A 25,862-nucleotide genomic window follows, 5' to 3' on the forward strand; every position below is an offset into this window, starting at 1 on the left:
CTGCATTTGGCCTTGATTTCTCCATATTACCACATTGTCCGATAGGTTAAAAATAACCTATTTCAGAGTGTTGAGAAAGTGTTCAAATGGGATAATAGAGGTTACGTTGGGGTAGGGTATCCACTTCCGTTTGCTTCTCTATTTTTGCAAAAGCTCACTTCCTCAACAATCACTATAGGTTAAAATTAACCTATTTTTTTATTTACAAATTAAAATTTATGAGTTATATTTGACCTAGGTTAATTTTGACCTATAGAATGATCTACTCTCATCAACCATGACAAAGGAGAAATTTGTAATGAAACTTATTTTTCAAGATCCTACCTTTTCCTTCGAGCTGCTGCGTACGTTGAGCTATGCCCCTTATGGCGGCGCGGATATCGGTGAATGTCTGGCGACCGGCTACCGGATCGAGGAGAGCAATTTTGAGAGCTGGTATGCCGAATGGTACAAAACGGCGGAGCGCGTTCATGCCCAAGCTGCCGAAAGCTTGGCGCGGGGCAAGCGGATCAGCGCGCGGGAGTCGTTCTTGCGGGCTTCCAACTATTACCGTACGGCGGAGTTTTTCCTGCATGGCAACCCGGATGACCCTCGCATGCTCCAAACGTGGGAAAAAAGCCGGAGCACGTTCCATCAAGCGATTCCCCTGATGGATTGGCCTGTGGAGCAGGTGGAGATTCCTTATGAAGGGACAAGCTTGTCGGGATATTTTTACCGTGTGGATGACGCGCCACGGCCAACCTTAATTATTCACGGCGGCTACGATTCCACGGGAGAGGAGCTTTATTTCGGCGGCGCGGCGGCGGCGCTTCAGCGGGGCTACAACTGCCTGACGTTCGAAGGGCCGGGACAAGGTGCCACAATTCGGCTGCAGCGCATTCCGTTCCGCCACGATTGGGAGAAAGTGCTCACGCCGGTCGTCGATTATTTGCATACCCGGCCGGAAGTGGATAAGCAGCGGATCGCTCTGATGGGCATCAGTCTGGGAGGATTTTTGGCGCCGCGGGCCGCAGCCTATGAGCATCGCCTTGCCGCTTGTATCGCGAACGACGGCTTGTTCACTTTCCAATTCGGCGAAATGGCCCCCAAGGGAGCAAACGTGGACTTTAATGAACCGGCCAAGCTGGAAAGCTTTATCCAGGAACTGATGAACAACAACACCGGCGTCCGCTGGGCTGTCGATAACGGCCGGTTCACCTTCCAGGCGAAGACGTTCCTGGAGCTGATTGAGAAAACGCAGCCGTTCACGCTGGAGGGCGTTGCCGACAAAATTAAATGTCCCATGCTCGTCTGCGAAGCCGAGGCCGATCATTTCTTCGCCGGCCAACCGATGAAGCTGTACGAGGCGCTTACCTGCCCCAAAACGTTCATGCTCTTCACGGCGGAAGATGGCGGCGAAGAGCACTGCCAATTCGGGGCGCTGCTCCTGTTTAATCAACGCGTCTTCGAGTGGCTGGACGATGTGATGGATGGTCTCGGCAGCCTGAAACAATGAGGCGGGGAGCCATCCTCTCGTCCGACCACAAAAAAAACGCTCCGAGAAAATCCAGAGCGTTCAGAGTGTTGAGACTCCCTTGAAGAGAAATCTCAGACCAATAGAGGTGGGGTATGTCCCGTAAGAGTTTACGTTCGCCTTTGAAACCCGAGAAAATACCGCAAATTCTAATCAAGTTCACGGGTTTCAAGAGCGGCTGGAGGGATATACCCCACCGGCGTATGCAGAGAGTTTTCTCTGCGAAGCGGGTTTCTCAACAAGCGCCGAAGCCCGTGCTTAAGGGCTTTGCAGCGCTTCGTTTATTTTGCGGTACGGGAGCTTCGGCGCATAATGCTCGTCGTAGATGAGTCCGTTGCCGAATACGTTATATTCGCCCTCAGGCTGAAGCGACGAATAGCGGTCGGTAAATCCCCACATGGCGTAGGACGTAAACCGGTTATTCGCTTTGGTCAGCGCCAGGATCGATTTGAAATACTCTGCCTGCTTGCTGCGCAGCGTGTTCGTGACCTTGCCGTGCATGTTCACGTCCAGCTCCGATACCCGCACCTCAAGGCCAAGATCGGTAAACCGTTTGGCCGTGCGCTTGAACTCGCTAGCCGATACGGGATCGTACGTCCCGTCGCTGTCTTTGCCGATATCTTCGTGAACCTGAAAGCCGATGCCGTGCAGAGGCACCCCGCGCGACTGGAGCCGCTGGACGAGCTTATACAGCGCGTCCGCTTTGTCGTCCTCCGCCTCGCAGCCGTACTCGTTGATGTACAGCTTGGCATCCGGGTCAGCCTCGTGAGCGGCACGCAGCGCGATGTCCAGAAACTTTTCGCCCATCGCCTTGAACCAGATCGAATCCCGCAAGCCGAAATTGACGTTAAACTTCTCGTCCTTGAGCGGTTCGTTGATGACGTCCCACTCCTTGATTCTGCCCTTGTACCGTCCGACCACCGTCTTCACGTGCTCCTCCATGATGGCCTGGAGCTCGGTGGCGCTGTAGTTGCCTTGCGTGAGCCAACGGGGATTCGCCTCGCTCCAGACCAGCGCATGACCATGTACGGCCATGCCGTTCCGTTCCGCGAATTCGACCAAGCTGTCCCCTTCCGCGAAAGCGTAGACGTTCCGCTGCGGATGAATGAACTGAAACTTCATGTCGTTTTCCGGAGTCAGGATACTGAACTCCCGTCCCAGAATGCTTCGGTAAGCGGAATCCGTCATGGTCGGGATGACGGCCGCAGCCGTGCCGATGCTCAGGTGCGGCGCATTCGTCCGCGCCAGTGCCCGCAACGAGTCCGCACTCTGCGGCACGGCAGCGATCCCGAGATCGCTTACCGTTACCGCCGAGGCACTGCCTTCCGCTAGAGCCGTCAGCGACCTGAGCGTAAACGAGCTGCCAACGTCCGCATCGGCGCCGAAATACACTTTGCCGTCCGCGAACACTCCGGGGTCCGCCATTTCTCCGACTTTGGCCTGATTTACGTAAAACGCGAGCTTGCCACTCTTGACCAGCAGCCGGACATCGAGCGTTCCGGCCGATGTATAATTGAAAGCCGCTTTCTTCGGTACTGCGGAAGAGCCGTTATAGACGGCGGCCGTCAGCTTACCGTTCTTCAACATAACCGATACCGCCTTGCCTTCCTGCCGCCATTCGTCCTGGATGACCGGGAGCGAACCGTACAGCTGGAGTCCCGCGCTTTTACCGGGGGAGGAGGCGATTTGAAAGCTAACCGAAAAATCTCCGGATATGTTCAAAACCGGACCGCGCAAATTGATCGGCGGATTGCTGACCGTCGGCTGCGACAAATCGTTGCCCCAAGGGATGATAGCCCGCCCGATTCCGGTAACAGTCACTTCATCGCCGGCCACAGTTGCCCCCGAAAATCGGGTCCAATCGTGTCCCCGAATCAAATCGATTGTAGCAGGAGCCAACGGCACATCGGCTGCTTCGGCCGAAGCGGCCCCCGGCATTGCGGAAACAAGCTGAAGCTGCAGCAGCAGCAAAGATACTGCGCCGAGCTTGAAGCTTCGTTTGCTTCTCGTCATCATCAATAAACCCCTTCCCCTATTATGAATTGGTCATAATAACCCAATTATAAGTCGCCCTTCCAGGTTTTCCTATGTCTTTTTTTACGATGGTTTTGCACAAAACAAAGCCCAGCGCACAAGTCGCTGGGCTTTGCTACTTTGATGACGGATGGCAGGCAGCGCTATTTTGCCGATCCTTCACCCGTCTCCGATTCCGGAGGCTCCGCCAGCCATGCTTCATCCAGCACCTGCTGGCCTTCCTTTTGAAGCTGCTGCAGCGCCTGCCGCACCGTCGATTTTCCGGTCATAATCCTTTCGATCTGCTCGTCCGCCTTCTTATCGAATTCCCAGTAAAAACGCGCGGGGGTATTCGGCTTCATTTCTATTCCCGATCCAAGCGTATCGTCATACTTCACTTGGTAAAATGGCTCCATGCTGCGGCCGTCTACCGTATTGACGAAGCCCGAGCGGGTCGGCGTCAGCGGCGAAATGGACGTCTTCGTTTCGATTTTGGCCGCTTCCGCACTGTTGAAATAGCGGACGATCTTCCAAACCTTGTCCACCTGCCCGGACCCTGCGCCGATCGCAAAAATCGGATGCAGGTAAACGTCCTGCTGCCACGAGCTTCTGCCGTCCAGCGAAGGCGGCTGCACGATCTGCCAATCGATCTTGGAGCCGCTCTCCTGCAGCCGCCTGATCTGCGACGGTCCGCTTATGGTCATCGCCGCCCGTCCCTGACTGAACAAATCGGTACTAACGACATCCTCCTTATCCCGGCCGCCTTGGTTGTCCTTCCCGCCAATCATGGGCATATCGCCGTTCTTCCAGGCTTCCGTCATCTGTGAGAATACCTTCTGCCAAGCCTCCGTATCGATCGTGACAGTACGTCCCTCATCATCCGTCTCACGGAGTCCCACATTCCACCCCACCGACCGGACCATCCCAAACCTTGAGTTCATAAACGGTTGATGAAGTCCGTAAATCGGGTCCTTCCCGTTCTTGGCGCCGCGGAATCTGCCTGCCAGCTCGAACAGGTCGTCCCAAGTCATGCCATCTTTCGGGTAAGGAGCCTTGTACTCGTCGAACAGCCCTTTATTGTAGTACAGCACCGAGGTCGAAAATCGAGGGGCAAGCCCGTACAGCTTGCCCCCGCCCTTGGTCCGCAAATAATCGATGACGGCCGGATGCATGTTTTCGATATCGAATTTGTCCCGCTTGATCAACGAATCCAACTCGTACAGCTTGCCCGCCGCCGCGAGCTGCTGATATTCCCCGGACCTCGTAATAATGAGATCCGGTTTTTGCTCGTCCAGCAGCTTGTCCATTTCTTTCTGCGGATTATTGCCGCGGGCCATCGTATCATCAGTTGCGACGACTTCCACTTCAAGCTCAGGGAATTTGGCCGTAAAATAATCGCCGTACTCACTGTCAAACGCTTCCTGGTTGAAATAAGCCACCTTGAGCTTCGTCCGTTCCGGCGGGGCCGCAGCCGGCGCATCGTTGCAGCCGGCCGCGCTCCAAGCCAGCGTGCCCGCCAGCAGGGGGAGCAGCAGCTTGTTCCTCCGAGTTCTTGTCGTTCCGCTCCGATTCATGGCTCTCCCCCTATGGTGTCCTGCCGTCCACCGCCGTCTTGGCTTGGACCGGCTTCTTCTGCGCTGCGTTTTTCGCCTGAATCAGCGCCTGCTGTCCGTTGTCTTGAAGCTCCCGTGCTGCCTGGGAGACCGTCTTCTTGCCTTTCAACACGTCCTTGGAGAGCTGCGTCGCAAGCTCCTCGAAGGCTGAATAAAACTCTGCCGGCACGCCCGGAGTCACTTGCGACTCCGACGGCGGACGAAGGCTTGTGAACGCTTCGACAAGCTTTTCTTGCCCCTTGACCGCAGAAAGACTTGATAAACGCGAAGGCGAAGAACCGCTGCCGATATTCTGTGTAAGCATTTTGCGAGCCATTTCCTCGCTGTTGATGAACTTGACAAGCTCCCATGCCTCCCTCCGATTCTCGGAGGCCGCATTCACCGCATAGATCGTGCGGACCGAGAAGGAAGACGATTCGTTCGGCCGGGACCGGTCCGTCGGCTCGGTCACGACATCCCATGGAACAGAGGACATCTTGTATCTGGACGAAGCCTCGTTCAAATCCTTAACGAAGCCGTAACTTTGCAGCGTCATCGCCGCTTGCCCGGTCATGAACGGATTGGCCCTGTACATATCTTCTCTTGTAGACAACTTTTCCAGCGGCGGTTGCTCATAAATATATCCGCCACGTACCACATCCAGCACGGCCGTCCAAGCCTTCTGCCATTCCGGCGTATTGACGGTGACCTGCTTGCCTGAAGAATCGAGGATGCCCAGTCCCTTGGCCTGACCCGCCTGTTGTACCAATTCGAATGGACCGGAATAAGCGCGTGTGACCAAACCGTAGACCCGGTCCTTTGCATTCGGGGCCGCCGGAAACCGGGAAGCGAGCTGCTGCAGCTCCTCCCAGCTCATGCCGTTCTTCGGGTAGCTGATCCCGTATTTGTCAAACAGCTCCTTGTTGTAGAAGAGCGCGCGCTGGTCATATTCCGGCGCGAGCCCGTACAGCTTGCCTCCGCCCTCGGTACGAAGCCTGTCGACAACACCGTCATGTATATTTTGCAGATCGAAGCCCTCCTGCCGGATCACGTCGTCCAACGCGTACAGCTTGCCCTCCTTGGCCAACTGCGCGTATTCGGACAGCGACAGCGCCAGCACGTCGGGTTTGTCTTTTTCCAGTTGCTCCTCAAGATTGGTCCTGATTCCGGCAGAGGTTTCGTTTCCGATTCCCTTCCCTACCTTGACGGCGACATTCGGGTAACGGATCGTAAACGCTTTACCATATTGCATCATGAACGTTGTTTCATGAACAAACGAAACTTTCAGCGTCTTCTCCTTATTCGGGTCCATCGCCTCCAAGGCCGCCTTCTCCAGCGGCTTGGACAGCTTGGATAGTCCCTCGACCAGCCGGTCCGCCTGGGTCCATCCGACCGCCAGCACAAGCACGCACGCCACCGCGGGACTCCAGCGGAGCCAGCGTTTGCTTACGACGGGCGGCTGCTTCGTCTCCACCCGCTCCTTCACCTTATGCATGAGTTCCTTGGAAAAGCCGCCCTGTCTGAGCTGCAGCCGGGTCAGATGCTTCTCCCAATGTTCGGGTTCGAGCCGTTTCGTCATGCCTTTCTTCCCTCCTCGCCGAGCTGCTGCGATACTTTGGCGCGCGCCCGGGAAAGTCTAGATTTAACCGTGCCTTCGGACACGTTCAGCAGCTTCGCGATCTCCGCGTATGACAGCTGATGGTGCGCATGCAGTAGCAGCACCTCGCGCAGCTTGTGGGGCAAGCCGAGCACCGTGTTCCACACTTCCTCCTCGGCAAGCAGGCCGATCACTTGCGATTCCGCCGACGGCTCCTGGCCTTCCTGGCGCAGAATGCCGAAAGGAATGACGCGGCGTATCCACGCCGACCGCCAATGATCGCGCACCAGATTGCGGGTAATGGCGAGCAGCCATGTCTTGATGCTGGCCTCGCCGCGAAACGTATATAACCGCTCGTACACCCGTACGAACACGTCCTGCGTCACATCGTCCGCCAACGTCCGGTTTTTCGACAGGAAAAAGGCATAGTTCCATACGTCTTCGCCGTACGTCAGCATGATGTCCGAAAGAACGGCGTTTTTATCCAAGCCGCCGGACATCGATTTTAAGTATTCAAAGGCCACCCGGGTTCACCTCACATGGAATTGGACGAAGCAACGGAAGAAAGGTTCCCTTCTAAAAGAAAAATTTTAAGCTCGCCGCCTCTTTCAAAAAAATATTTACGCCCAACGGAACGAATCCGCGAATCCCCCGTCTACTGCTTGACAACAAAAAAAACAGAAGGTGGGACGAAAACGCATCGTCACTACACTTCGGAAATGGGTGGGATCGCAAATGAAACGATGGTCTAAATGGGTACCGGCGGGGCTGGCTTTGTCCCTGGCCGCCACAATGACAGGATGCAGCTCGGACAAGCTCGCCGGAGGCGAAGGAGTCAAGCCTTCCGTAACGTTAAAGGAACTGAGCAAGGACGAGAAAGCGAGCATCAAGGTGCTTTTTTTCGACAAAAATTATTTTTCTCAGCTGTATGGCACCTTGTTCTCCTCCAAATTCCCGAACATCGACGTACAAGTGGTTTCCATGCAAAACATCTTCGAACCGGGAAAAGACACGAAGAAGGAATACCAAAAATTGGTTGAGGAAGAAAAACCCGACGTGCTTTTACTCCCGACGCCCGAATTGTTCGAGCAATGGGCTACCGACGGCAAGCTGCTTCAGCTTGACGATGTCATTCGTCAGGACAAGTTCGATGTCGAGAACATGATGCCGACCGTCATCGAACAAATCAAGTCCATGGGCGACGGCAAGCTGTACGGGCTGGCCCCTTCCTTCTTTAGCAAAGCGCTGTTTTATAACCGGGATCTGTTCGAGAAACACGGCGTGCCGCTACCGAAAAACCAGATGACGTGGGAAGAGGTGCTCGAGCTCGCCAAGCGTTTTCCGACCAACGGACAAGGAGAGCAGCGCATCTACGGGATGGCCTCGTACTACCAGTTTAACGGCGGCAAGCCGATCGGATACGAATACATGAGGGAGATCGGGTCCGCCCTGGGCTTGTCCATCCTCGACCGGGAGAAAGGAACGGTGACCCTCCAATCCGACAGCTGGAAAAAGGCGCTGACCCTGGCCGTAGATGCCATAAAATCAGGAGCAATCTATAATGCCAAAGACAGCAAGCCAATCGAACCGGGAATGACGATGGAAGACATCTTCAAGCAAGACTTGTTCGCCACCGGTAAAGCCGCCATGGCCATCGAGGGATCGTACTATATCGAGACGCTTCTGCGGGCCAAGGATTCGCTCAAGGACGTCAAACCGGTCAACTGGGATATCGTGACCGTTCCGGTCGATCCGAGAAGCCCGGAAGCTTCGGATTCGGTGTCCATTTCGAAGTTTTTTGCCGTCCATGTCGATTCGCCCAACCAGCGGGCAGCCTGGGAATTGGTCAAATATATCAACAGTGAGGAAGTAGCGAAGGCGGTGTCCTCCTCAAGCCCGGGTGAGCTGTCCTCCAGAACGGCCTACATCAAAGAGCGGGACGGCCGCAGCCTCGAACCGTTCACGATGCTGAAAATGGTCCGAAACGGCTATCCGAAAGGCGCGAACCCGGTGCCGGAGTCGTTCTACTCTGCCTTCGGCCAAATGGCCCAAGCGGAGGTGCAAGCCGTCGTCGAAAGCAAAAAGTCGGTCGATGAAGCTCTCAAAACGATGCAGGAAAAAGGCCAGGACATTTATAACAAAGCCAAGCAGGAACAAAAAAATACAGAGCAGAAAGGGCAGGGCTAGCCGGATTGGGAAATCAAACGATGTCGGAGAAGTCAAGACGATGGACAAATGGAATCGACTGGACGATGTGCGGTATTTTAGCATCGATTTACTTGGTTTGGCGCATCGGCACCGTCGGCGGCTGGACCTTGGAGTGCTGGGTTCTGCTTTTGATTTGCCTGGTTGGGGTGCGGAAGGATCAGGTTGACGTCGAATGGATGAAATTTTTGGCGGTTGGGGTTCCGCTTCTCGGGGTGTTCTATTATTTCTACGGCACCGGGAACGGCATCTGGTGGTCTATCGCCTACCGGATGTTTCAGAATAACCTTCATGTCTGGAACTGGGACAGCATGATGAATAGCATTCCGTTCAATGATGCGGCATGGGCCCGGACGATCAGCCATCCGAGGCTGGATAAAACCATGGTATGGATTTACAACTACGGGTTCGTGCTCTCGCTCTGGATCTGCATCGTGCGCAGCTATTGGACCCGCAGCGTGAAAAAAATGCTGTCCTACGCCTTGTCGGGCCATCTGCTGCAATTTCCGCTCATTTTGCCGTTCTATCACTTGATCCTGCTGCGCGAGGTGTGGTGGGTGAAAGAACAGCCCGATTTGCTCGGCCGCCAGTTCGCCACGGAAAACGATTTGCTGACGAATGTCATGAACTGCTTCCCGAGCATGCATACGTCGATTTCATTCGCGATGCTGCTGCTGGCGCTGCGCGAGCGGGACCGTATTTTCAAATACGTCATGGTAACTTATTGCTCTGCCATCATCTTCTCGACGATGTATCTGCAAATCCACTGGGTGCTGGATGTCATTGCAGGCATGCTGTTCGCCTACGGTGTCGTCAAGCTTGCGGATACCGTCATCTATTGGGGGTGCAAGCTCCTCCCCGCCCGGTTTAACAAGCTCTATGCGGCAACGGAAGGAAGAGCCGGATGAAGCTCAAAAAAACGCACGTCATTTCCGGCGCCGTATTGGCCGTTCTGCTCGGCGTCTTTATCGCGCGATCCATGGTTTCCGAGCCTATGGCGACGTATACCGATTTGCCTTACGGATATGAGCTGAGCTATCCGAAGCAAATGAAAGTCGACCGTTCCTGGCCCGGGGTCCGAACGCGCTTGTTCGACGAAACGACCCAGATCGACGTGTATTACGATAATTTCAACGGTACCGTATCCGACGCCGCCACGTATATCGGGTACGGCAACCGGTTTATCGAGAATACGAAGGATCACCGCGTAACCATGAACGAAACCAAGACGGTGGGCGGCCTGTCCGTCCACTTGCTGAAATGGGAGCGCGACAAGCTCAAGCACGTGGAGAACGACAAGCCCTACTATGCCAGCGCGGAAATTGTCAAGAACGACAAAGAGGTATACACCATCGCGATCAAGTCCGCCCGGCCCATCACGAATGACGAGAAGATCGTGAACTCGTTCCGGGTTATTCCGCCTCAGGGGGACAAGCCGGAGCTTGGCACGGTGACGAAGAAGGCGCCGCTCAAAACCAATCTGGAAACGGCGGAAGCGTACCGCAAGCTGTTTATGACGGACGGCCTGAAATGGGGCATTTACGAGCGGTCGGCTCCGGGTAAAATGGATCTTCTTCATGCGCTGGAGCAAAAGCTCGACTACAAGTTCGGTCTGTTGATCCTGTACAAGTCCTTATCGACGGGCTTTCCGGCGGACGATTTGAAAAACGCCTACGATGACAACCGCCTTGTCCAATTGACGCTGCAAACGATGCGGTTCGGCGAACAGAACCCCAGCGTGATGTACGACATTTTGAACGGAAAATATGACGAGTTTTTCTCCAAATACGCGCAGGACATCAAGGCGTTCGGCCATCCCCTGCTGTTCCGGCTGAACAACGAGATGAACGGGGACTGGGTGCCTTATTCCGCCTATCACAACTCCAAGGACCCGGAGCTGTATACGGAGGTCTGGAAATATATTTACCGGACCTTCCAGAGCCAGGGCGTCGATAACGTCCTGTGGGTATGGAACCCGAATCACTCGTCCAAGCCCGAATTCCAGTGGAATCATCCGCTGCTGTACTATCCGGGCGACGACTACGTCGACGTGGTCGGGCTGACCGCGTACAATACCGGCACCTATTACCCGGGCGAGCAGTGGAGCACGTTCGACGAGCTGTATGCGCCATTGTACGCCCAATACAGCAAGTGGTTCGAACAGCCGCTGATGATCACGGAATTTGCCTCCAGCTCGGTCGGCGGCGATAAAGCGCAGTGGGTGGATCATATGTTCAGGGACATCAAAAAATATCCCAAGCTGAAAGCGGCCATCTGGTGGAGCCATACGGATTTCGATCCGGACGACCGGCCAGCCCGCAAATATAAGCTGGACGAAACGCCGGAGCTGGTCGAGCGGTTCCGTCAGCATTTGCAGGAATATAAGTAGTCCCGGAGGCTGGGCAGTCCCTTGCCGCCCCGTTTGTTTCATCGCTTCCCTGCAAGGGTAAAAAGAGGCAAGCCAGTCAGTCCACCTTCCAAAAGGAGCGTGAAGAAGATGATAAGCTTGCTGATTACCTTACTTATGGCGGTTGTGATCGGAGCGATCGGTTCCGCCCTTGCGCCGGGAGCGATGCCGGGAGGCATCATCGGTTCCATGATCGCCGGGTTCGTCGGGGCTTGGCTTGGCTATCTGCTGCTAGGTTCCTGGGGACCCGTCATCGGCGGCTTCGCCATCGTACCTGCGATTATCGGCGCCGCGTTGTTCGTCTTCCTGCTCGGTCTCGTGGCCAAAGGCCTCAACCGCACAGCGTAAGCTTCAAGTCGCACCGTCTCTAGCGGATTCCAATACGAATGCAAAGGAGCGATGAAGCATGACTACGGCAAATACAGCCAATGAAAGCAAAAGCAACCTGCTGCTCGGAACGTTGATCGGAGGCGCCGCCGGGGCGCTGATCGCCCTCTTGCTGGCGCCGAAATCCGGACGCGAGCTGCGCAGCGACCTGATGGACGCCATGCAAACCTTGCAGACCAAAGGTCAGGAGCTGATGGCCGCCTGCAAGGAGAAAGCTTCCGAAACCGTCGAAGCGGTGCGGGAGCAAGGCAGCCAATTGGCGGACAAAGCGCACGACATGACCGACCGCGTCGCGGAAGCGTCCCATCAAGTGATTGACCGTGCGGCCGACGTGACCCAAGATAAGGTGGAGAAAGCGCAATCCGCCGGCCACCGTGCCCTCGATAACGCGCAGAGCACTTCCCACAAGGCGATCGATCAAGCCGACCGCGCGGTAGGTTCAACGGCATCGAAGCAATAGCGGTATTGCCTAAATAAGCGGGTTCAAAAACTGCTGCGATACAAACTGTCTCTTGTTTGAAGAAGGGACAGTTTGTTCGTTTTTTGCGCCCGGCCGGATTTTAAAACCGGACATCGCTTGAGTGAACCATGGCGGCAAATTGAGTAAGGATACGATGATGATGGTTTATAATTTGTTCTGCCGTCAATTCATCGGAATCGTAGGTACTATGGCAATCTTTTACCAGTTCTACTTGATAGCCTCGCGAATGAGCGCTTTTCACCGTTGTATCGACGCAATACTCGGTTTGAACGCCACACATCACTAACGCGTCGATACCATGATCCCGCAGCTGCGTATGGAGCTCGGACTCCAAAAACGAGTCCGCATGATGTTTAATGATGACATGATCTTGTGCAGCGGGAGCGATCTGTGGATGTACTTGCCATAGCGGTTGATTCTCGGATCTTAGAGAACCTTCCGGCTCGGTATACATGATATAGAAAACGGGTGAATTTTCCTGCCTGGCTTTATCGATCAAGCGCTTTGTATTTTCAAGCAGTTGTTCTTCTTGATAAATCGCTTTTCCGCCGTAATCTTTCCACACAAAAGGCATAACCTGCATGTCGATAATAAGCAGTGCTTTTTTCACTTCAGGTAACCCTCCTTGTTCCCTTTCTCAATTTTTCATGTTTCCATAATCCGTGGCGGGTGCAGTACGTATACAGCGTTCCGCCGTGCATTTGGGGGAAACGTAATTCTGCGTTTTGTTCCGGGTACAATTTCATGAACAGCAGCCTGTCATAAGAAATATAAGCGACAAAGGAGATATGATGATCTCTGCTCATTTCATGTTGAATGGTAATATAGTAATCATCTTCAATCTCCTCAACGGTGATTTTGTGTTCATCGTTCTCCGCCGGCATTGGAAGCAATTCCTTCAATAGTCTGCCGCAGCATGAAATGCTTGTGGCCCCCGTACTGGTCATAACATTGCCACAGCTTGGACATGCGTAAAATTTGATTTGATTCACGTTTCCTCTGTCCTGTTCATTCGGATTTAATTCCCCCGTTAAAAGCTTTTCGATATTTACTCCCAATATTTTGGATAACTCGCCAAGCAAGGACACATCGGGACACCCTAATCCGCGTTCCCATTTTGAAATCGTCTTATCGCTGATATTCATAAGATCAGCCAAGTCCTTCTGCGTCATGTCTTTCTCTTTACGAAGACGCAGAATGAGTCCTCCCACTTTATTGCAGTCCACATTGTCCACCCCCTATAACTATAGAATATCGGCTAATCCTGCCCTTCTCAATAAACGCTCCGTAGAGTGCGGCAGTGAAAAGCGAAATGCTACGGGACATCGTTTAGGAGTACTAGCTTAAGTTAGTACTCGTCATCACCAAGCGGTGCCGTTTATGATGAACGGAGAAACAGGAACAGAAGGGTGAAAACTATGGACCGATTCAAGCTTGCAATGCTATTTCTTGGCCCGACGGTCATGATTGCGGCCGGACTGCAGGGGATGCACAGCGTCCCGCTTACGTTCGCTTTGTTCTACGGCTGGCTGCTGCTGGTTCCCTTAGGAAGCTACGTTCTCCACCGCCGAACAGGAGCCCGAGCCGATTCTCAAGTGCTAACCGAACGGAAGCGGCAAAAGACCGATATCCTCCTGGGCATCGGCTCGGGCGCGGCGTTTTTCGGGGCAATCGTTGCCGCTGCCGTCCAGTTTCATCCGTTATTTCTGGATATTCCGCGGCTAAAAGGGCTGCTGCAAGCGTGGCATTTTTCCGGGGAGCATACGATATGGCTGGTGTTGGTGCTGCTGGTGCTGAACCCGCTGCTGGAGGAAACATACTGGAGAGGATATGTGCTGCGGAAGCTGACGGACGGTAAAGTACGCCCTTCTATGGCCGTCTTTCTGACCTCCTTGTTCTACAGCCTGTACCACGTGCTGTCGATCGTGCCGATCTTCGAGCGCCCTTGGAATATCGGGCTGGTGCTCCCTGTCTTCGCCGCCGGGCTCTTCTGGGGTTGGATGCGTCTTCGCCACGCCTCGCTGACCGGCTCCGTTCTAAGCCACAGCTTCGCGGATGCCGGCATCATGTGCATTTATTTTCTTTATCTGAGCTAGCCTTGTGCGGACAAAGCAAAACCGGGGCCTTAGCCCCGGTGAGAGTGTTGAGAAACCTGCTTCACGTAGAAATTCTCTGCATATGCCGGTAGGGTATATCCCTCCAGCCGCTCTTGAAACCCGTGAACTTGATTAAAATTTGCGGTATTTTCACGGGTTCCAAAGGCGGACGTAAACTCTTACGGGATATACCCTACCTCTATTTGTCTGAGATTTTTTACTTGTAAGGCTTCTCGATAGCTTGTCTAGGGCCTTTAGCCCCGGTTCAGATGCTCGATCCACAAGTCTTCCGTGATATGCTCTTTTAAACAGAAGGCAACCGGGATACGCTCGCGCTCCGGCTTGACAAAATGCCCGTTGTCCAAGTAATAGCCGTGCTCTTTGGCCGTCGACAGCATTTTGCAAAATTGCTCCGCCGCCCTGATCGCTTCCTCTTTATCTGAAAACGTTTCCAAAACGTTTCCGAATCCCAACGGATTAGCTGCAGCCTGAATGGACAAATGGTACTTTCCGCCTTCCTCGCGAACCAGCACTTCGCTTCCATGACATTTGATGGTGTGTTTGACCTTCATGATCTTCACCGCCTTGATCTTGGGAATATGAAGTGTTGCTTAAGCTTTATTACCCGCAGCCCGTCCGCCTGAAACGGCCGTTCGCAAGCGGCCGCTACCTGTCTGATGCGCCTGCCGGCACAACGATAGGCAATCCCTATAAACGAAATATGCAATACGTATTTCCCATACAAGCTCCAAGGGCGCATACTGTTACACAAAAGAAAAAAAGGAGATCTCGCCTATGGGAAAACTGTTTCCGGCCCTGCTTCCCGAGCATGAGGCATTTATTCGCAAGCAGCGCCTCTTCTTCGTCGGGTCCGCCCCGCTGCAGGCGGAAGGTCATGTGAACCTCTCGCCCAAAGGGTACGATGTATTTCGAATCGTCTCGCCGACCGAAGTAGGTTATTTGGACCTGACCGGCAGCGGGAACGAAACGAGCGCTCACTTGGAGGAAAATGGCCGGATTACGCTGATGTTCGTTGCGTTCGAAGGGCCTCCCCTCATCTTGAGGCTGTACGGAAAGGGCCGCGTCATCCTGCCCGGGACCGCCGACTGGGAGACGTGGGCGCCCCGCTTCGAGCTGCTTCCCGGGGCCCGGCAAATTATCGGCATCGACGTTCACGCCGTGAAAACCTCCTGCGGGTTCAGCGTACCCTTCTACACGTACGAGCGAGAACGCGATACGCTGCAGCGGTGGGCCGCGGCCAAACGCGACGACGAGCTGAACGATTACTGGCGCAGCAAAAACGCCGTCAGCATGGACGACATCCCGACGCCGCTCGGCCGGCGGATCGCCGAATACGCCCCCTTCGAGGACGAACGAGGCGCCAACGAAAAAACTCGCCCTTAGCTGCAAAGGGCGAGTCTACGAACCCAAACCGATATCCCCGGCTCCCGGCTCGGTAAAATAATTTTTCAGCTTGTCGAGGGCCCGCTTCTGAATGCGCGAGACGCTCATCTGCGAAACGCCGAGCTGACTCGCAATCGTCCGCTGCGACTGGCCTTCCACATAGGCGAGATGCAGCACCTGCTGCTCCTCCGGCTTCAGATGGACGAGCGCCTCTTGCAAGGCGAGGCGGTTCTCGACCCGCAGATAAGCGTCGCTCGGGCTGCCGATCACATCGCCGATCGTGGATCCGTTATCTTCCGTGGATAGTGGAGTATCCAGCGAGACGTAGTGATAATAATCGCGTCCAGCGAGAATTTCGATCGTTTCCTCGACCGACAGCTCCATCTCCGCGGCGATTTCATCAATATTGGGCGAGCGTTCCAGCTTGACCGTAAGCATGTCCACAACCTGCTGAATCTGATTGCCTTTTTCCTTGATTCGCCTCGGAACCTGGACATACCACGATTTGTCGCGCAAATAATTTTTCATATGGCCGATGACGCTTTTCATCATATAGGCTTCAAACTGCACGCCCATCGACAGATCGAACTGCTTCAGCAGCTTCAATACCGACATTTGCCCCACTTGGTACAGGTCTTCGAACAGATCGGGGCGATTGCGTGACATTTTGCCGGCTGCCATCTTGACCATAGGCTCGTACTGCTGCAGCAGAACCGTAGCCGTATCGTTGCAGCCGGTTTCTTGATACCTTACGATGAGCTCCTCGGCACTCGCATTGGCAAATCGCTCCGAATTAATTTTCATACCATTTCCTCGCTCCTGCATACCCGCTTGGTCAGGATGACCTCCGTACCGATGCCCGTCTTGACCTCGACATCGTCCATGAGCGCCTGCATCAAATAAATTCCAAGGCCTCCTACATGGATGTCGTTCAGCGATTTATCATGCAGCGATCCGGCCCGCCGCGCCTTCTCCGCATAATCGAAGCTTGGTCCCTGATCCTTGATCACAATGCGGAGCCCGTCCTCGACTCGCTCGAAGCGGACCTCCATCAGGCCCGGGCTGCCCGGTTCATAAGCATGAACCACCGCATTATTGCACGCTTCGGCGACGGCCACCTTCATATCCTCGATTTCCTCGTAAGAGAAGCCGAGCTTGGAGCTGATGCCGTAAAGCGTCAAGCGGACCAAGTCGATAAATTCCGCTTCCGCTGGCACAGTGAGACTAACAACATGGGATTCGGGTTTCATACGGTCTCTTCTTTCCTTTCCTATCCGTTAATGGACGCGTGCTTGGGACTTCCCGGTGGCCTCGTTCGGCTGCAAAAACGGGGTGATGCCCGTCAGATCGAACAGCCGCTTGATTTTCGGCGGAATCTCCTGCACCTCGAACGGCGCTTTCAGCACGTCTCGGGCTTTTAATACCGATACAATCACACCGATGCCGGTGCTGTCAATATATTGCAGGCCGTTCAGGTTCAGCACGAGCTTGCGGTTCGTATCCGCGATGAACATATCCAGTGCGCAGCGTAAATCCGCGACTTTGGATAAATCGAGCTCACCGTGCAAATAAACGGTATTGGCGTGTTCGGTTCGTTGCGTGTCGACATGAAACGATTGTGGTTTATTCATCATACCCGCGTGGTTCCTCCCCGTTCGCAGCTTGTCTGCTCCAAGAGCCGTGCTGCATTCTACGAATTTGTATGTTATTTACCCCGGGGGCGGACGCTTGAAACAGAGCGGCCGGAATTTTCTGCCGGCTGGGGCCGGACCCCGGCTCAGGTCTGCTGCGGATAAGCCCGCTGCCCCGCTTGCGGCTTACGGCTGCGGAACGCCTGCCATAGCTCGATCGCCACAGGCACCGCCTGCATGACCGTCGCGACCTTATCCTTGCCAGGTCCGCCTCCGGCTGCCGGCCGTTCCTTCACCGCCTTGGTGCGGATGCTCCCCGCTACCGAGGCCGAGGCTTGCTTGATCGAGGAGGTGATCTCCTGTACCGCATCGCCGATATTTTTGACGGAGTAGACGACCGAATCGATCGAGTGCAGCTTGTTGCGGACATCGACGGTCACTTCGTTCGTATGCCGCAGCACCTCCGTCGCTTCTTTGCTGATTCCGTTCACCTGCTGCTGCAGCTCCCGGATCGTCTCGTTGGTCTGCATCAGCACGGTTGACAAGGAACGCAGAGTCATAATCAAAAAGACGACCAACGCCGCGAAGGCCAGCGCAATGACGGCCACACTGATTTCAATAATCATATCGTTCATCTCCTCCACCCTTTCGTGAATGCGGTTCGCGCCTAGCTTGGAATGTTTTTACCCGGCACGGTCCTGCTTGAAACCTGGGGCCCTAAGCAAATCTGGTCGTGTTTCATCTGCCGCTGCGGCGGGGTAAGAAGGCACAGGCAGGACAATACATGACGAAGCGGAGGTAACCAACATGGCTAACGTAATGGAGAAGGAAAAGGAAACGAAAACGACCAAGAACGCGAAGGATACGAAAAAAAGCGGACTGCACGCGCTCCTCAATCGACAGGTCGCCAACTGGGCCGTGCTTCATATCAAAATTCACCAGCATCATTGGTATGTGAAAGGCCCGAATTTCTATGCGCTGCATGTGAAGTTCGAAGAGCTGTACGAAGAAGCGGCTCTGACGATGGACCAGCTCGCGGAGCGGCTGCTGTCGGTCGGGGGCCAGCCGGTATCGACGACGAAGGAGATTGCCGCGGCCGCCACGATCAAGGAGCACGAGCCGTTCGCCTCGGCAAGCGATATGGTGCAGTGCCTGCGCGACGACTTCTCGATGGTGATCGAAGAAACGGGCGAAGCGATGGAGCTTGCGGAGCAGGAAGGCGACGAAGGCACCCACGATATGCTGCTGGAGCTGAAGACGCGCCTGGAGAAGCATGTCTGGATGCTGAACGCATATTTAAACGAATAAAAACAGCAAGGACGGAGGCGCACGACCTCCGTCCTTACTCATTTTTATAGACATTGCGATGGGAACCTTCACTTCACTCCGTCTTCACGGGTCTCCACAGCTGCTCAAGCAGCGTCACCAGCATCGTTCCCAACAGCAGCGCGTTGCCGAACACGTACGCCAGCATCGGCGGCAGCCCCTGAAAAGCCTCCGCAGGCAAGAACATCAATCCAACGCTGCATACCAGCGTGATGCCGAAGATTGTCAGCCGACGCAGGTCCAGCGCTTCCTTCGAGATCGACTGCATAGCGATGACGATCATTTGCACGAAGGAAGCAAGCAGCGCGGCGCTCGCTACCGGCCCGGGAAGCATAGCGACGGCCCGCACGGCGGCGGGGACGAAGGAAATCCCCGCGAACAGCAGCGCCGCGGCGAGAAACGGGCGCAGACGCGTCTGCTCCGTGATGCGGATAAAGCCCGCCGTGACGGGCAGCGGAACGACAGCAATCGTCGAGAAAAGAGCGGCGATGCCGTGGGACAAGCCCCCTGCGAAGACGCCGCGGTTCAGCGTCCGCTTCGGGTCCCGGGCGGGCTCCGGCATCGCATCGCGAACCGCCGTTACGGCGGCGATCGTGTTGGACAGCAGGATAAACGTGAACAGGGCCGCGGTCAACGCGATTCCCGCGTCCCACTGCGGCGCTCCCCAAGCGAAGAGCTCCGGCAGTTGAACCGGCGGAGCGGCGGCGGCCGGCGATCCGGCGTTAAGGCCGAGCAGGCCGTAACCGGCCCAGCCGGAGACGATGCCGATCATCACGGCGTACTGCTTCACCCAGCCCCGGCCTTTGACGGACAGCAGGACCACAAGGCCGAAGATCGCGATGGACACCAGCGCCGTTGCCGGGTCCGGGCGAACGGCCGCCCCTTGCAGTCCGAGCATGCCCTTCACGAAGACGCCGCTAAGCTGCAAAGCCAGAAGGAACAAGAACGTCCCCGTGACAAGCGGGGTGAACAAAAACAGCAACTTGTGAACCCAGCCGGTCAGACCTAGAACGACCAGCAGCAGAGCGGCGATGGCGATGCCTCCCTCGAGCAGCGGCAGCATGTCCTGCGCGCTCCCGCCCTGCTTAACGGCCACGTCCGCCATGATGACGAAGACGCTGACCCATGAGCCCGCCGGACCGTCGGCAATCGGGTACCGGTGGCCGATCCACCCCTGCAGAAACGAGCTGAGGCCAACGATCAGAAAGGTCCGCTGCATCAACGAGGAAATTTCCTCCGGGGGTAAATGAAACATGCCGCCAATGACGACCGGCAAAGCAATCGAATTCGCAAGCAAAAACATAAGCCACTGCAAGGTGCTCAAGCTGCCGCCGAGGGCAAGCTTTCTCATGATGTTTCCTCCCGGATGTAAAGAAAGGGGCTAGCGCGCCCCCGCTTTCCGTAAAATTTGTTCGATCTCGCCGAAGCCGCGCTGCTTCGCATGCGTAAGCGCCGTCACGCCGTCCTTATCTGGGATGTTCACATCCGCCCCATGCTCCACGAGCAGCCGGACGGCTTGCTGATGCTTCTCGCCCCCGCTGCCGAGCACGACCGCTTCCATCAACGCCGTCCAGCCCAGATTGTTAATGTGATTGACATCGACTTTGGTCCGTGTCAACAACTCCTGAATCACGTCCAGGTGCGCGCGTTCGGCGGCGGGAATGAGCGCAGTACCGCCATACCGGTTCGTCAGCTTCGGGTCGGCCCCCGCCTCGATGGTCAGCTTCAAAATGTCCAGCAAGCCTTCGGCACCGGCGTACAAGAACGGATTGTTCAGCCGGTTGTCGCGTTCATTGACGTCCGCTCCCGCTTCGATCAGCAGCTTCACCACCTCCGGCTTGTTCGCGTAAGTCGCCGCCATCATCGGCGTGCGGCCCTGTGGGTCCTTCGCGTTTTTATCGGCTCCTGCCTTGAGCAGCCTCCGGAGCTCATTCGTATCTCCCCGCTCCGCGGCGGCGATCAGCGCTTCATTCATCTGCCTCACATCTCCTTTAGGTTGGACTTGAACAATTCCGGTTGCAGGCGCTTTCGCAGACTCCTGGCAGCCGGTCAGCAGCATGACGGGGATTACCAAGCATATCCATCGCATCGGTCCACTTCTGCCTCCTATTTTGCTTCTCTGCTTCCTTATGCTAACATGAGCTTTAACTATACGAAAAATATTAATATTATTGATTTTTCATATGATCATCATATAGTTAGGCGGGTGGTTCCGGATGGATATCAGACAGCTGCGCTATTTCATTGCGATTGCGGAGGAACGGCAAATTACGGCGGCGGCCAAAAGGCTTCATATGGCCCAACCGCCGCTCAGCCAGCAGCTTCATCTGATGGAGCGGGAGCTTGGCGTGACGCTGCTGGAGCGGCAGGGACGACAGCTTGAGCTTACGGAAGCGGGACGCATGCTGTACAAGCACGCTTTGCACATCACGAAGCTGTTCGAGGAGTCGCAGATCGAAGTCAAAGAAGCCGGAAACGGACTGACCGGCAAGCTCAGCATCGGGGTCAACACGTTATCGGACGGAAGGCTGCCGGAGCTGCTTCGGAGGTTTCGCGAGAAGTTTCCGGCAATTACGTACAAAATTCAACAGAACGAATCGGCCCAGCTCTGCAAGCTGGTCAAGGAACGGGCGATCGAGCTGGCGATTGTCCGATTTCCGCTGGACCTCGGCGATTTCTCGATCCGGCATTTGCGGGAAGAACGATTCTATTACGTCACCTCCCGGCGCCGCAGCCCCTTGGAAGGGAAGGCGGTTTCGTTCGAGCAGATCGGGCAGGAGCCGCTGATCCTCCCCAGCACGGAAGGACTCGGCGTGTACCAGATGATCGTGGAGGAGTTCGCCCGGCACGGGGTGAAGCCGAACGTCTTGTCCGAATGCTCCGACATCGCGATGCTGCTGGAGCTGGTCTCCTCGGACTTCGCCGCCACGCTGGTGCCGGAATCGGTGCTCCGGCTGCACCGCGGCTTCGACGTGCAGGTGTACGAGCTGGCGGGAACGCATATCGCCTCGTCATCCGTGCTGATTTGGCTCAAGGACCATTACTTGTCCAAGGCGGCGCAGAACTTCATCGAGCTGACGGGCGAACAGAGTGTTGAGAAAGTGATCAATTGAGGTAATAGAGGTTACGAGGGGGCGGGGTATCCACTTCCGACCGCTGCCCCACCCCGCAAAGTGAAGTTGAATCAGGGAAGCTTAGTCCGAATACTTTGCGGGGACCCCGGGTCCTCGGGAAATTTGATTGGAAGCCGCTTGTTAGCGGACATTTCCCGAAGACAAAGGCGGCCGCTATCGCTTCTCCAGTGGATACCCCACCTCCGTTTGCATCTCTATTTTTGTAAAAGCCCTCTTCCTCAACAAGCTCATCGCCCTGACGGGCGAAGCGCCTTTTTCCTGTAAGGACTAGCGGGTAATGTTTTTTCGGCCACCCGTCCGTTTTTCCAGCAATGACATAAGGAAGCAAAGCTTGGAGAATACTATACCCCATGCTTTGCTTATTTGGCATTCCATTACGGGAGGACGGATGAACGATGAAACGATGGATATCCCTTGGCTTGACCGGCGTGTTGGCGGCGGGGCTTACGCTTGGCGGGTGCGGTCAGAAGCCCGCGCCGCCTAACAACGCGGGAGCCGGCGGCGCGCCGGCGGCGGGCGGCGACACGCTGGCGGGCGCGAAGTTCAATATCGGCATGGTTACGGATCTCGGCGGGGTCAACGACAACTCCTTTAACCAGAGCGCCTGGGAAGGGCTGCAGCGGCTTGCAAAAGATACCGGGGCACAGGTGAAATATTTGCAGAGCAAGAGCGATTCGGAATACATCCCGAACCTGACCCAAATGGTCAAGGGCAATTTCAACCTGACGTGGGGCATCGGCTTCATCATCGGCGATGCGATGAAGACGGTAGCGACGCAAAATCCGAACGCCAAGCTGGCGATTATCGACAATGTCGTCGACGCGCCGAACGTGGAGTCCGTGACATTCGCGGAGAACGAAGGCTCCTATCTGGTCGGCGTCGTCGCGGGACTGATGACCAAGACGAGCAAAATCGGCTTTATCGGCGGGATGGACATTCCGGTCATCAAGCGCTTCGAAGCCGGCTTCAAGGCCGGCGTGGCCGCGGTCAATCCGAACGCCAAGCTGACGATTAACTATACCGGGGCGTTCGACAAGCCCGATCTCGGCAAAGCCGCCGCTTCCACGCTCTATAACGACGGCGCGGATATTATTTTTCACGCGGCGGGCGCCACGGGAAGCGGCGTGTTCAACGAAGCCAAGGACCGGTTGAAGGCCGGCAAGAAAGTATGGGTCATCGGCGTCGATCAGGACCAGTCGAAGCTGTTCGGCGACGACGTGACGTTGACCTCGATGATCAAACGCGTCGATCAGGCGGTCTACCGCATCTCGAACGATCTGATCGCCGGGAAATACGAGGGCGGCAAAACGATCGTGCTCGGCCTCAAGGACGACGGCGTCGGCCTGCCGGACACGTCGAAGAAGAACGTGCCGGAGGACGTGCTCAAGAAGGTCGAAGAATACAAGCAAAAAATCATTAAAGGCGAAATCAAGGTTCCCGAAAAATGAGCGGCGTGAAAGTGGAAATGCGCGGCATCACCAAGCGGTTTCCAGGCATCGTTGCCAACGACGGTATCAGCTTGACGCTCCGTCAAGGCGAGATTCTCGCCCTGCTCGGCGAGAACGGCGCAGGCAAATCGACGCTGATGAACATTTTGTTCGGACTGTATCAGCCGGACGAAGGCGAAATCCTTATCAACGGCGAACCAGTCGCGATCGTCAATCCGAAAACGGCCATTCAGCTCGGTCTCGGCATGGTGCACCAGCACTTTAAGCTCGTGGAGCCGTTCACGGTGACGGAAAATATTATTCTCGGTCAGGAGACGAGGCGGGGACTTCAGGTCGATTACGGGAAAGCGGCGCGTCAAGTGTCCGAGCTGTCCGCCCGATACGGACTGCGCGTCGATCCGCGTGCGCGGGTAAGGGACATCTCCGTCGGCATGCAGCAGCGCGTCGAAATCCTGAAGACGCTGTACCGGGGGGCGGACATCCTCATCTTCGACGAGCCGACCGCCGTGCTGACGCCGCAGGAAATTCGCGAGCTGATGGACATCATGCGCAAGCTGGTGGCCGAGGGCAAGTCGATCATTCTGATCACGCACAAGCTGAAGGAAATTATGGCGATCGCGGATCGCGTCACCGTCATCCGCCGCGGCAAGGTCATCGATACGCTCGCCGTCAAGGATACGAACCCGGACGAGCTCGCGGCCAAAATGGTCGGCCGGGAAGTCTCGTTCCGGCTCGATAAGAAGCCTGCCGCCATCGGTGCGCCGGTCCTGAGCGTAGAGAACGTGACCGCCCGGGGGCCTGGCGGCCTGTCCGTGCTCAGCGGTGTCACCTTCGAGGTGCGCGCCGGGGAAATTCTCGGCATCGCCGGCGTCGACGGCAACGGCCAGAGCGAGTTGATCGAAGCGCTGACCGGGCTGCGCGGGATCGACGGCGGTCGCATCGCGCTCGGCGGCCGGGAGATCGCGAACCGCTCGCCCCGCGACATCGCGGAGGCGGGGCTCGGGCACATCCCCGAGGACCGGCATAAGCGCGGGCTCGTGCTGGACTTTTCCATGAGCGAGAACATGGTGCTCAAGACTTATTATACCTCCGCCTACAACCGCGGAGGCTTTCTCGGCTATGCCGCGATCGATCGGCAGGCGCAGCGGCTGATCTCGGAATTCGACGTGCGGACGCCGGGCCTCCGCACTCCGGCGCGGGCGTTGTCCGGGGGCAATCAGCAGAAGGCGATCATCGCGCGCGAGATCGATCTGAACCCGGATCTGCTGATCGCGGCGCAGCCGACGCGCGGGCTCGATGTCGGAGCGATCGAGTTCATCCATAAGCGGCTGCTGGAGCAGCGGGACAAAGGCAAAGCCGTATTGCTCCTCTCGCTGGAGCTGGACGAGATTCTGAAGCTGTCCGACCGCATCGCCGTCATCTATGAAGGCCGCATCGTCGGGGAAGCCGATCCGGCTCACACATCCGACCGCGAGCTCGGGCTGATGATGTCCGGTTCCGGACGCGCAACGGAAGCGGCGGTTCCTTCAACCTCCGGAGGTGAAAAGCATGGCTAAAGCCATTCGTGTCATGACCAAGGAATCGGCGCTTGTTCCGCTGGTCGCCATCGTGCTCGGATTGCTGGTCGGCGCCCTGATCATGCTGGCCGGCGGCTATAATCCGCTCGCCGCCTACGCGTCGCTGATCGAGAAAGTCGTCGGCGATCCGTACAGCATCGGGGAGACCGTCCGCGAGATTACCCCGCTTCTGCTGACCGGGCTGTCGGTCGCCTTCGCGTTCCGGACGGGTCTGTTCAATATCGGGGGCGAAGGACAATTTATTATGGGCATGACCGGGGCTACGTGGGTCGGCGTCAAGCTGACCCTGCCGTTCTGGCTTCATGCGCCGCTTGCCATCGTAGCGGGGGCTGTGCTCGGGGGATTGTGGGGAGGCATCGCCGGGTACCTGAAAGCGCGGCGCGGCGTCAATGAGGTGATTACGACGATCATGCTGAACTGGATTGCGCTGTATCTCGGCAACTACATCGTCAGCCGTTATTTGCTTCAGCCCGGCCAGCAGCGCTCGTATCTGATTCACGACACCGCCTCAATCAGTCTGAACGCGCTCAGCGCGCTGTTCGGCAACGCCCGGCTGCATTTCGGCATCCCGATTGCGCTGCTCGCCGCCGTCGCGTTCTATGTCCTCCTGTGGAAGACACGCCAAGGCTACGAGCTCCGCGCGGTCGGACACAGCCCTTCTGCGGCGGAGTACGCCGGGATGAACGTGAACGCGGGCATCGTGCGGGCAATGTTTATCGGCGGCGTCTTCGCCGGGCTTGCCGGAGTGTTCGAGGTACTCGGCGTCTTCCACTATCAAGTGATCAGCGCCGCATCACCCGGCTACGGGTTCGACGGCATCGCCGTCGCGCTGCTCGGCGGTAACCATCCGCTCGGCGTTGTGCTCGCCGCCGTCTTGTTCGGCACGCTGACGTACGGCTCGGCCGGGATGAGCTTCGGCGCGGACGTGCCGCCGGAAATCATCCGCGTGATCATCGGCACCGTCATCTTCTTCGTGGCCTCGCACGGGATTATCCGCTGGCTTCTGAAGCCGCTGCGGGCCGGGCGCAAGCCGGGGGAGGTGGCCTAAGCG

General features: G+C 56.3%; 26 protein-coding genes. 13 read left to right on the forward strand and 13 right to left on the reverse strand.

The features are described from left to right. The first annotated feature begins 298 nt into the window (after positions 1-298). The gene (locus KQX66_RS07060) at positions 299-1,495 is read left to right on the forward strand and encodes an alpha/beta hydrolase family protein (RefSeq protein WP_216791388.1); all 1,197 of its coding nucleotides are present in this window, start codon (positions 299-301) and stop codon (positions 1,493-1,495) included. A gap of 276 nt (positions 1,496-1,771) precedes the next feature. Here the strand turns inward: KQX66_RS07060 and KQX66_RS07065 are convergent, their stop codons facing one another. From KQX66_RS07065 to KQX66_RS07080, 4 genes are all read right to left on the reverse strand, one after another. Continuing rightward, a complete protein-coding gene (locus KQX66_RS07065) occupies positions 1,772-3,529 on the reverse strand; it encodes an endo-1,4-beta-xylanase (RefSeq protein ID WP_216791390.1) in 1,758 nt (585 codons plus the stop codon). 161 nt (positions 3,530-3,690) lie between these two features. Then, positions 3,691-5,100, reverse strand: coding sequence for an ABC transporter substrate-binding protein (locus KQX66_RS07070; protein WP_216791392.1), 1,410 nt, complete (start codon positions 5,098-5,100; stop codon positions 3,691-3,693). 10 nt (positions 5,101-5,110) lie between these two features. Beyond that, on the reverse strand, positions 5,111-6,697 hold the full coding sequence (locus tag KQX66_RS07075; RefSeq protein ID WP_216791394.1) for an ABC transporter substrate-binding protein: 1,587 nt from the start codon (positions 6,695-6,697) through the stop codon (positions 5,111-5,113). Next, the gene (locus KQX66_RS07080) at positions 6,694-7,239 is read right to left on the reverse strand and encodes an RNA polymerase sigma factor (protein ID WP_216791396.1); all 546 of its coding nucleotides are present in this window, start codon (positions 7,237-7,239) and stop codon (positions 6,694-6,696) included. The genes KQX66_RS07075 and KQX66_RS07080 overlap by 4 nt, the downstream gene beginning before the upstream one ends. A 211-nt stretch (positions 7,240-7,450) precedes the next feature. On the opposite strand from KQX66_RS07080, the gene KQX66_RS07085 reads away from it, so the two are divergent. The 5 genes from KQX66_RS07085 (at position 7,451) to KQX66_RS07105 (ending at position 12,174) form a co-directional block, all read left to right on the forward strand. After that, positions 7,451-8,902, forward strand: a complete 1,452-nt coding sequence (locus tag KQX66_RS07085) for an ABC transporter substrate-binding protein (RefSeq protein WP_216791398.1) — start codon at positions 7,451-7,453, stop codon at positions 8,900-8,902. 20 nt (positions 8,903-8,922) lie between these two features. Next, on the forward strand, positions 8,923-9,828 hold the full coding sequence (locus tag KQX66_RS07090) for a phosphatase PAP2 family protein (RefSeq protein ID WP_253956982.1): 906 nt from the start codon (positions 8,923-8,925) through the stop codon (positions 9,826-9,828). Then, complete coding sequence (locus KQX66_RS07095; protein ID WP_216791400.1) at positions 9,825-11,309, forward strand: glycoside hydrolase family 26 protein; 1,485 nt, start codon at positions 9,825-9,827, stop codon at positions 11,307-11,309. Before KQX66_RS07090 ends, KQX66_RS07095 begins: the two co-directional genes overlap by 4 nt. A gap of 108 nt (positions 11,310-11,417) precedes the next feature. After that, positions 11,418-11,675: a GlsB/YeaQ/YmgE family stress response membrane protein gene (locus KQX66_RS07100; protein ID WP_216791402.1), complete on the forward strand. Its 258-nt coding sequence runs from the start codon at positions 11,418-11,420 to the stop codon at positions 11,673-11,675. 58 nt (positions 11,676-11,733) lie between these two features. Continuing rightward, positions 11,734-12,174 carry a YtxH domain-containing protein gene (locus tag KQX66_RS07105; protein WP_216791404.1) on the forward strand — a complete coding sequence of 147 codons (441 nt, stop codon included), beginning with the start codon at positions 11,734-11,736 and terminating at the stop codon, positions 12,172-12,174. A 100-nt stretch (positions 12,175-12,274) separates the two neighbouring features. On the opposite strand, the gene KQX66_RS07110 is transcribed toward KQX66_RS07105, so the two are convergent. Both KQX66_RS07110 and KQX66_RS07115 read right to left on the reverse strand, forming a co-directional pair. Continuing rightward, positions 12,275-12,805 (reverse strand): cysteine hydrolase family protein, encoded by a 531-nt coding sequence (locus tag KQX66_RS07110; RefSeq protein WP_216791406.1) that lies wholly within the window; start codon positions 12,803-12,805, stop codon positions 12,275-12,277. A gap of 1 nt (position 12,806) precedes the next feature. After that, complete coding sequence (locus tag KQX66_RS07115) at positions 12,807-13,421, reverse strand: helix-turn-helix domain-containing protein (protein ID WP_216791408.1); 615 nt, start codon at positions 13,419-13,421, stop codon at positions 12,807-12,809. Between the two features lie 192 nt (positions 13,422-13,613). Between KQX66_RS07115 and KQX66_RS07120 the strand changes: the two genes are divergently transcribed. Further along, the gene (locus KQX66_RS07120) at positions 13,614-14,291 is read left to right on the forward strand and encodes a CPBP family intramembrane glutamic endopeptidase (RefSeq protein ID WP_253956983.1); all 678 of its coding nucleotides are present in this window, start codon (positions 13,614-13,616) and stop codon (positions 14,289-14,291) included. Between the two features lie 254 nt (positions 14,292-14,545). On the opposite strand, the gene KQX66_RS07125 is transcribed toward KQX66_RS07120, so the two are convergent. Then, on the reverse strand, positions 14,546-14,863 hold the full coding sequence (locus tag KQX66_RS07125) for a hypothetical protein (protein ID WP_216791411.1): 318 nt from the start codon (positions 14,861-14,863) through the stop codon (positions 14,546-14,548). A gap of 223 nt (positions 14,864-15,086) precedes the next feature. Here KQX66_RS07125 and KQX66_RS07130 point away from each other — a divergent pair, with 223 nt between their 5' ends. Continuing rightward, the gene (locus KQX66_RS07130; protein ID WP_216791413.1) at positions 15,087-15,695 is read left to right on the forward strand and encodes a pyridoxamine 5'-phosphate oxidase family protein; all 609 of its coding nucleotides are present in this window, start codon (positions 15,087-15,089) and stop codon (positions 15,693-15,695) included. A 15-nt stretch (positions 15,696-15,710) separates the two neighbouring features. Here KQX66_RS07130 and KQX66_RS07135 read toward each other — a convergent pair whose 3' ends face one another. From KQX66_RS07135 to KQX66_RS07150, 4 genes are all read right to left on the reverse strand, one after another. After that, entirely contained in the window at positions 15,711-16,499 is a 789-nt protein-coding gene (locus KQX66_RS07135; protein ID WP_216791416.1) for a sigma-70 family RNA polymerase sigma factor, read from the reverse strand. Continuing rightward, positions 16,496-16,945, reverse strand: coding sequence for an anti-sigma B factor RsbW (gene rsbW / locus KQX66_RS07140; RefSeq protein WP_216791418.1), 450 nt, complete (start codon positions 16,943-16,945; stop codon positions 16,496-16,498). The genes KQX66_RS07135 and rsbW overlap by 4 nt, the downstream gene beginning before the upstream one ends. Before the next feature lie 27 nt (positions 16,946-16,972). Then, entirely contained in the window at positions 16,973-17,326 is a 354-nt protein-coding gene (locus KQX66_RS07145; RefSeq protein ID WP_216791723.1) for an STAS domain-containing protein, read from the reverse strand. Positions 17,327-17,472: 146 nt separating this feature from the next. After that, entirely contained in the window at positions 17,473-17,952 is a 480-nt protein-coding gene (locus tag KQX66_RS07150; protein WP_216791420.1) for a DUF948 domain-containing protein, read from the reverse strand. 181 nt (positions 17,953-18,133) lie between these two features. Between KQX66_RS07150 and KQX66_RS07155 the strand changes: the two genes are divergently transcribed. After that, positions 18,134-18,634 (forward strand): Dps family protein, encoded by a 501-nt coding sequence (locus KQX66_RS07155; RefSeq protein ID WP_216791422.1) that lies wholly within the window; start codon positions 18,134-18,136, stop codon positions 18,632-18,634. Between the two features lie 73 nt (positions 18,635-18,707). Here the strand turns inward: KQX66_RS07155 and KQX66_RS07160 are convergent, their stop codons facing one another. After that, a complete protein-coding gene (locus tag KQX66_RS07160; RefSeq protein WP_216791425.1) occupies positions 18,708-20,003 on the reverse strand; it encodes a purine/pyrimidine permease in 1,296 nt (431 codons plus the stop codon). Positions 20,004-20,033: 30 nt separating this feature from the next. Next, positions 20,034-20,741 carry an ankyrin repeat domain-containing protein gene (locus KQX66_RS07165; protein WP_216791427.1) on the reverse strand — a complete coding sequence of 236 codons (708 nt, stop codon included), beginning with the start codon at positions 20,739-20,741 and terminating at the stop codon, positions 20,034-20,036. 127 nt (positions 20,742-20,868) lie between these two features. Here KQX66_RS07165 and KQX66_RS07170 point away from each other — a divergent pair, with 127 nt between their 5' ends. The 4 genes from KQX66_RS07170 to KQX66_RS07185 all read left to right on the forward strand — a co-directional run bounded on the left by KQX66_RS07170 (position 20,869) and on the right by KQX66_RS07185 (position 25,859). Continuing rightward, complete coding sequence (locus tag KQX66_RS07170; protein ID WP_216791429.1) at positions 20,869-21,765, forward strand: LysR family transcriptional regulator; 897 nt, start codon at positions 20,869-20,871, stop codon at positions 21,763-21,765. A gap of 416 nt (positions 21,766-22,181) precedes the next feature. Further along, positions 22,182-23,234 carry a BMP family lipoprotein gene (locus tag KQX66_RS07175; RefSeq protein WP_216791431.1) on the forward strand — a complete coding sequence of 351 codons (1,053 nt, stop codon included), beginning with the start codon at positions 22,182-22,184 and terminating at the stop codon, positions 23,232-23,234. Then, a complete protein-coding gene (locus KQX66_RS07180) occupies positions 23,231-24,790 on the forward strand; it encodes an ABC transporter ATP-binding protein (RefSeq protein ID WP_216791434.1) in 1,560 nt (519 codons plus the stop codon). Before KQX66_RS07175 ends, KQX66_RS07180 begins: the two co-directional genes overlap by 4 nt. Continuing rightward, on the forward strand, positions 24,783-25,859 hold the full coding sequence (locus tag KQX66_RS07185; protein ID WP_216791437.1) for an ABC transporter permease: 1,077 nt from the start codon (positions 24,783-24,785) through the stop codon (positions 25,857-25,859). The genes KQX66_RS07180 and KQX66_RS07185 overlap by 8 nt, the downstream gene beginning before the upstream one ends. Positions 25,860-25,862: the final 3 nt, after the last annotated feature.

It is taken from the genome of Paenibacillus oleatilyticus (assembly GCF_018998565.1).
Taxonomy (GTDB): domain Bacteria; phylum Bacillota; class Bacilli; order Paenibacillales; family NBRC-103111; genus Paenibacillus_G; species Paenibacillus_G oleatilyticus.

Excerpts from the sequence above, each read along its gene's own strand:
- KQX66_RS07060 (WP_216791388.1), top strand. The coding sequence starts at position 299 with ATGAAACTTATTTTTCAAGATCCTACCTTTTCCTTCGAGCTGCTGCGT.
- KQX66_RS07065 (WP_216791390.1), bottom strand. The coding sequence starts at position 3,529 with ATGATGACGAGAAGCAAACGAAGCTTCAAGCTCGGCGCAGTATCTTTG.
- KQX66_RS07070 (WP_216791392.1), bottom strand. The coding sequence starts at position 5,100 with ATGAATCGGAGCGGAACGACAAGAACTCGGAGGAACAAGCTGCTGCTC.
- KQX66_RS07075 (WP_216791394.1), bottom strand. The coding sequence starts at position 6,697 with ATGACGAAACGGCTCGAACCCGAACATTGGGAGAAGCATCTGACCCGG.
- KQX66_RS07085 (WP_216791398.1), top strand. The coding sequence starts at position 7,451 with ATGAAACGATGGTCTAAATGGGTACCGGCGGGGCTGGCTTTGTCCCTG.
- KQX66_RS07090 (WP_253956982.1), top strand. The coding sequence starts at position 8,923 with ATGTCGGAGAAGTCAAGACGATGGACAAATGGAATCGACTGGACGATG.
- KQX66_RS07095 (WP_216791400.1), top strand. The coding sequence starts at position 9,825 with ATGAAGCTCAAAAAAACGCACGTCATTTCCGGCGCCGTATTGGCCGTT.
- KQX66_RS07100 (WP_216791402.1), top strand. The coding sequence starts at position 11,418 with ATGATAAGCTTGCTGATTACCTTACTTATGGCGGTTGTGATCGGAGCG.
- KQX66_RS07105 (WP_216791404.1), top strand. The coding sequence starts at position 11,734 with ATGACTACGGCAAATACAGCCAATGAAAGCAAAAGCAACCTGCTGCTC.
- KQX66_RS07120 (WP_253956983.1), top strand. The coding sequence starts at position 13,614 with ATGGACCGATTCAAGCTTGCAATGCTATTTCTTGGCCCGACGGTCATG.
- KQX66_RS07125 (WP_216791411.1), bottom strand. The coding sequence starts at position 14,863 with ATGAAGGTCAAACACACCATCAAATGTCATGGAAGCGAAGTGCTGGTT.
- KQX66_RS07130 (WP_216791413.1), top strand. The coding sequence starts at position 15,087 with ATGGGAAAACTGTTTCCGGCCCTGCTTCCCGAGCATGAGGCATTTATT.
- KQX66_RS07135 (WP_216791416.1), bottom strand. The coding sequence starts at position 16,499 with ATGAAAATTAATTCGGAGCGATTTGCCAATGCGAGTGCCGAGGAGCTC.
- rsbW (WP_216791418.1), bottom strand. The coding sequence starts at position 16,945 with ATGAAACCCGAATCCCATGTTGTTAGTCTCACTGTGCCAGCGGAAGCG.
- KQX66_RS07145 (WP_216791723.1), bottom strand. The coding sequence starts at position 17,326 with ATGAATAAACCACAATCGTTTCATGTCGACACGCAACGAACCGAACAC.
- KQX66_RS07150 (WP_216791420.1), bottom strand. The coding sequence starts at position 17,952 with ATGATTATTGAAATCAGTGTGGCCGTCATTGCGCTGGCCTTCGCGGCG.
- KQX66_RS07155 (WP_216791422.1), top strand. The coding sequence starts at position 18,134 with ATGGCTAACGTAATGGAGAAGGAAAAGGAAACGAAAACGACCAAGAAC.
- KQX66_RS07160 (WP_216791425.1), bottom strand. The coding sequence starts at position 20,003 with ATGAGAAAGCTTGCCCTCGGCGGCAGCTTGAGCACCTTGCAGTGGCTT.
- KQX66_RS07165 (WP_216791427.1), bottom strand. The coding sequence starts at position 20,741 with ATGCGATGGATATGCTTGGTAATCCCCGTCATGCTGCTGACCGGCTGC.
- KQX66_RS07170 (WP_216791429.1), top strand. The coding sequence starts at position 20,869 with ATGGATATCAGACAGCTGCGCTATTTCATTGCGATTGCGGAGGAACGG.
- KQX66_RS07175 (WP_216791431.1), top strand. The coding sequence starts at position 22,182 with ATGAAACGATGGATATCCCTTGGCTTGACCGGCGTGTTGGCGGCGGGG.
- KQX66_RS07180 (WP_216791434.1), top strand. The coding sequence starts at position 23,231 with ATGAGCGGCGTGAAAGTGGAAATGCGCGGCATCACCAAGCGGTTTCCA.
- KQX66_RS07185 (WP_216791437.1), top strand. The coding sequence starts at position 24,783 with ATGGCTAAAGCCATTCGTGTCATGACCAAGGAATCGGCGCTTGTTCCG.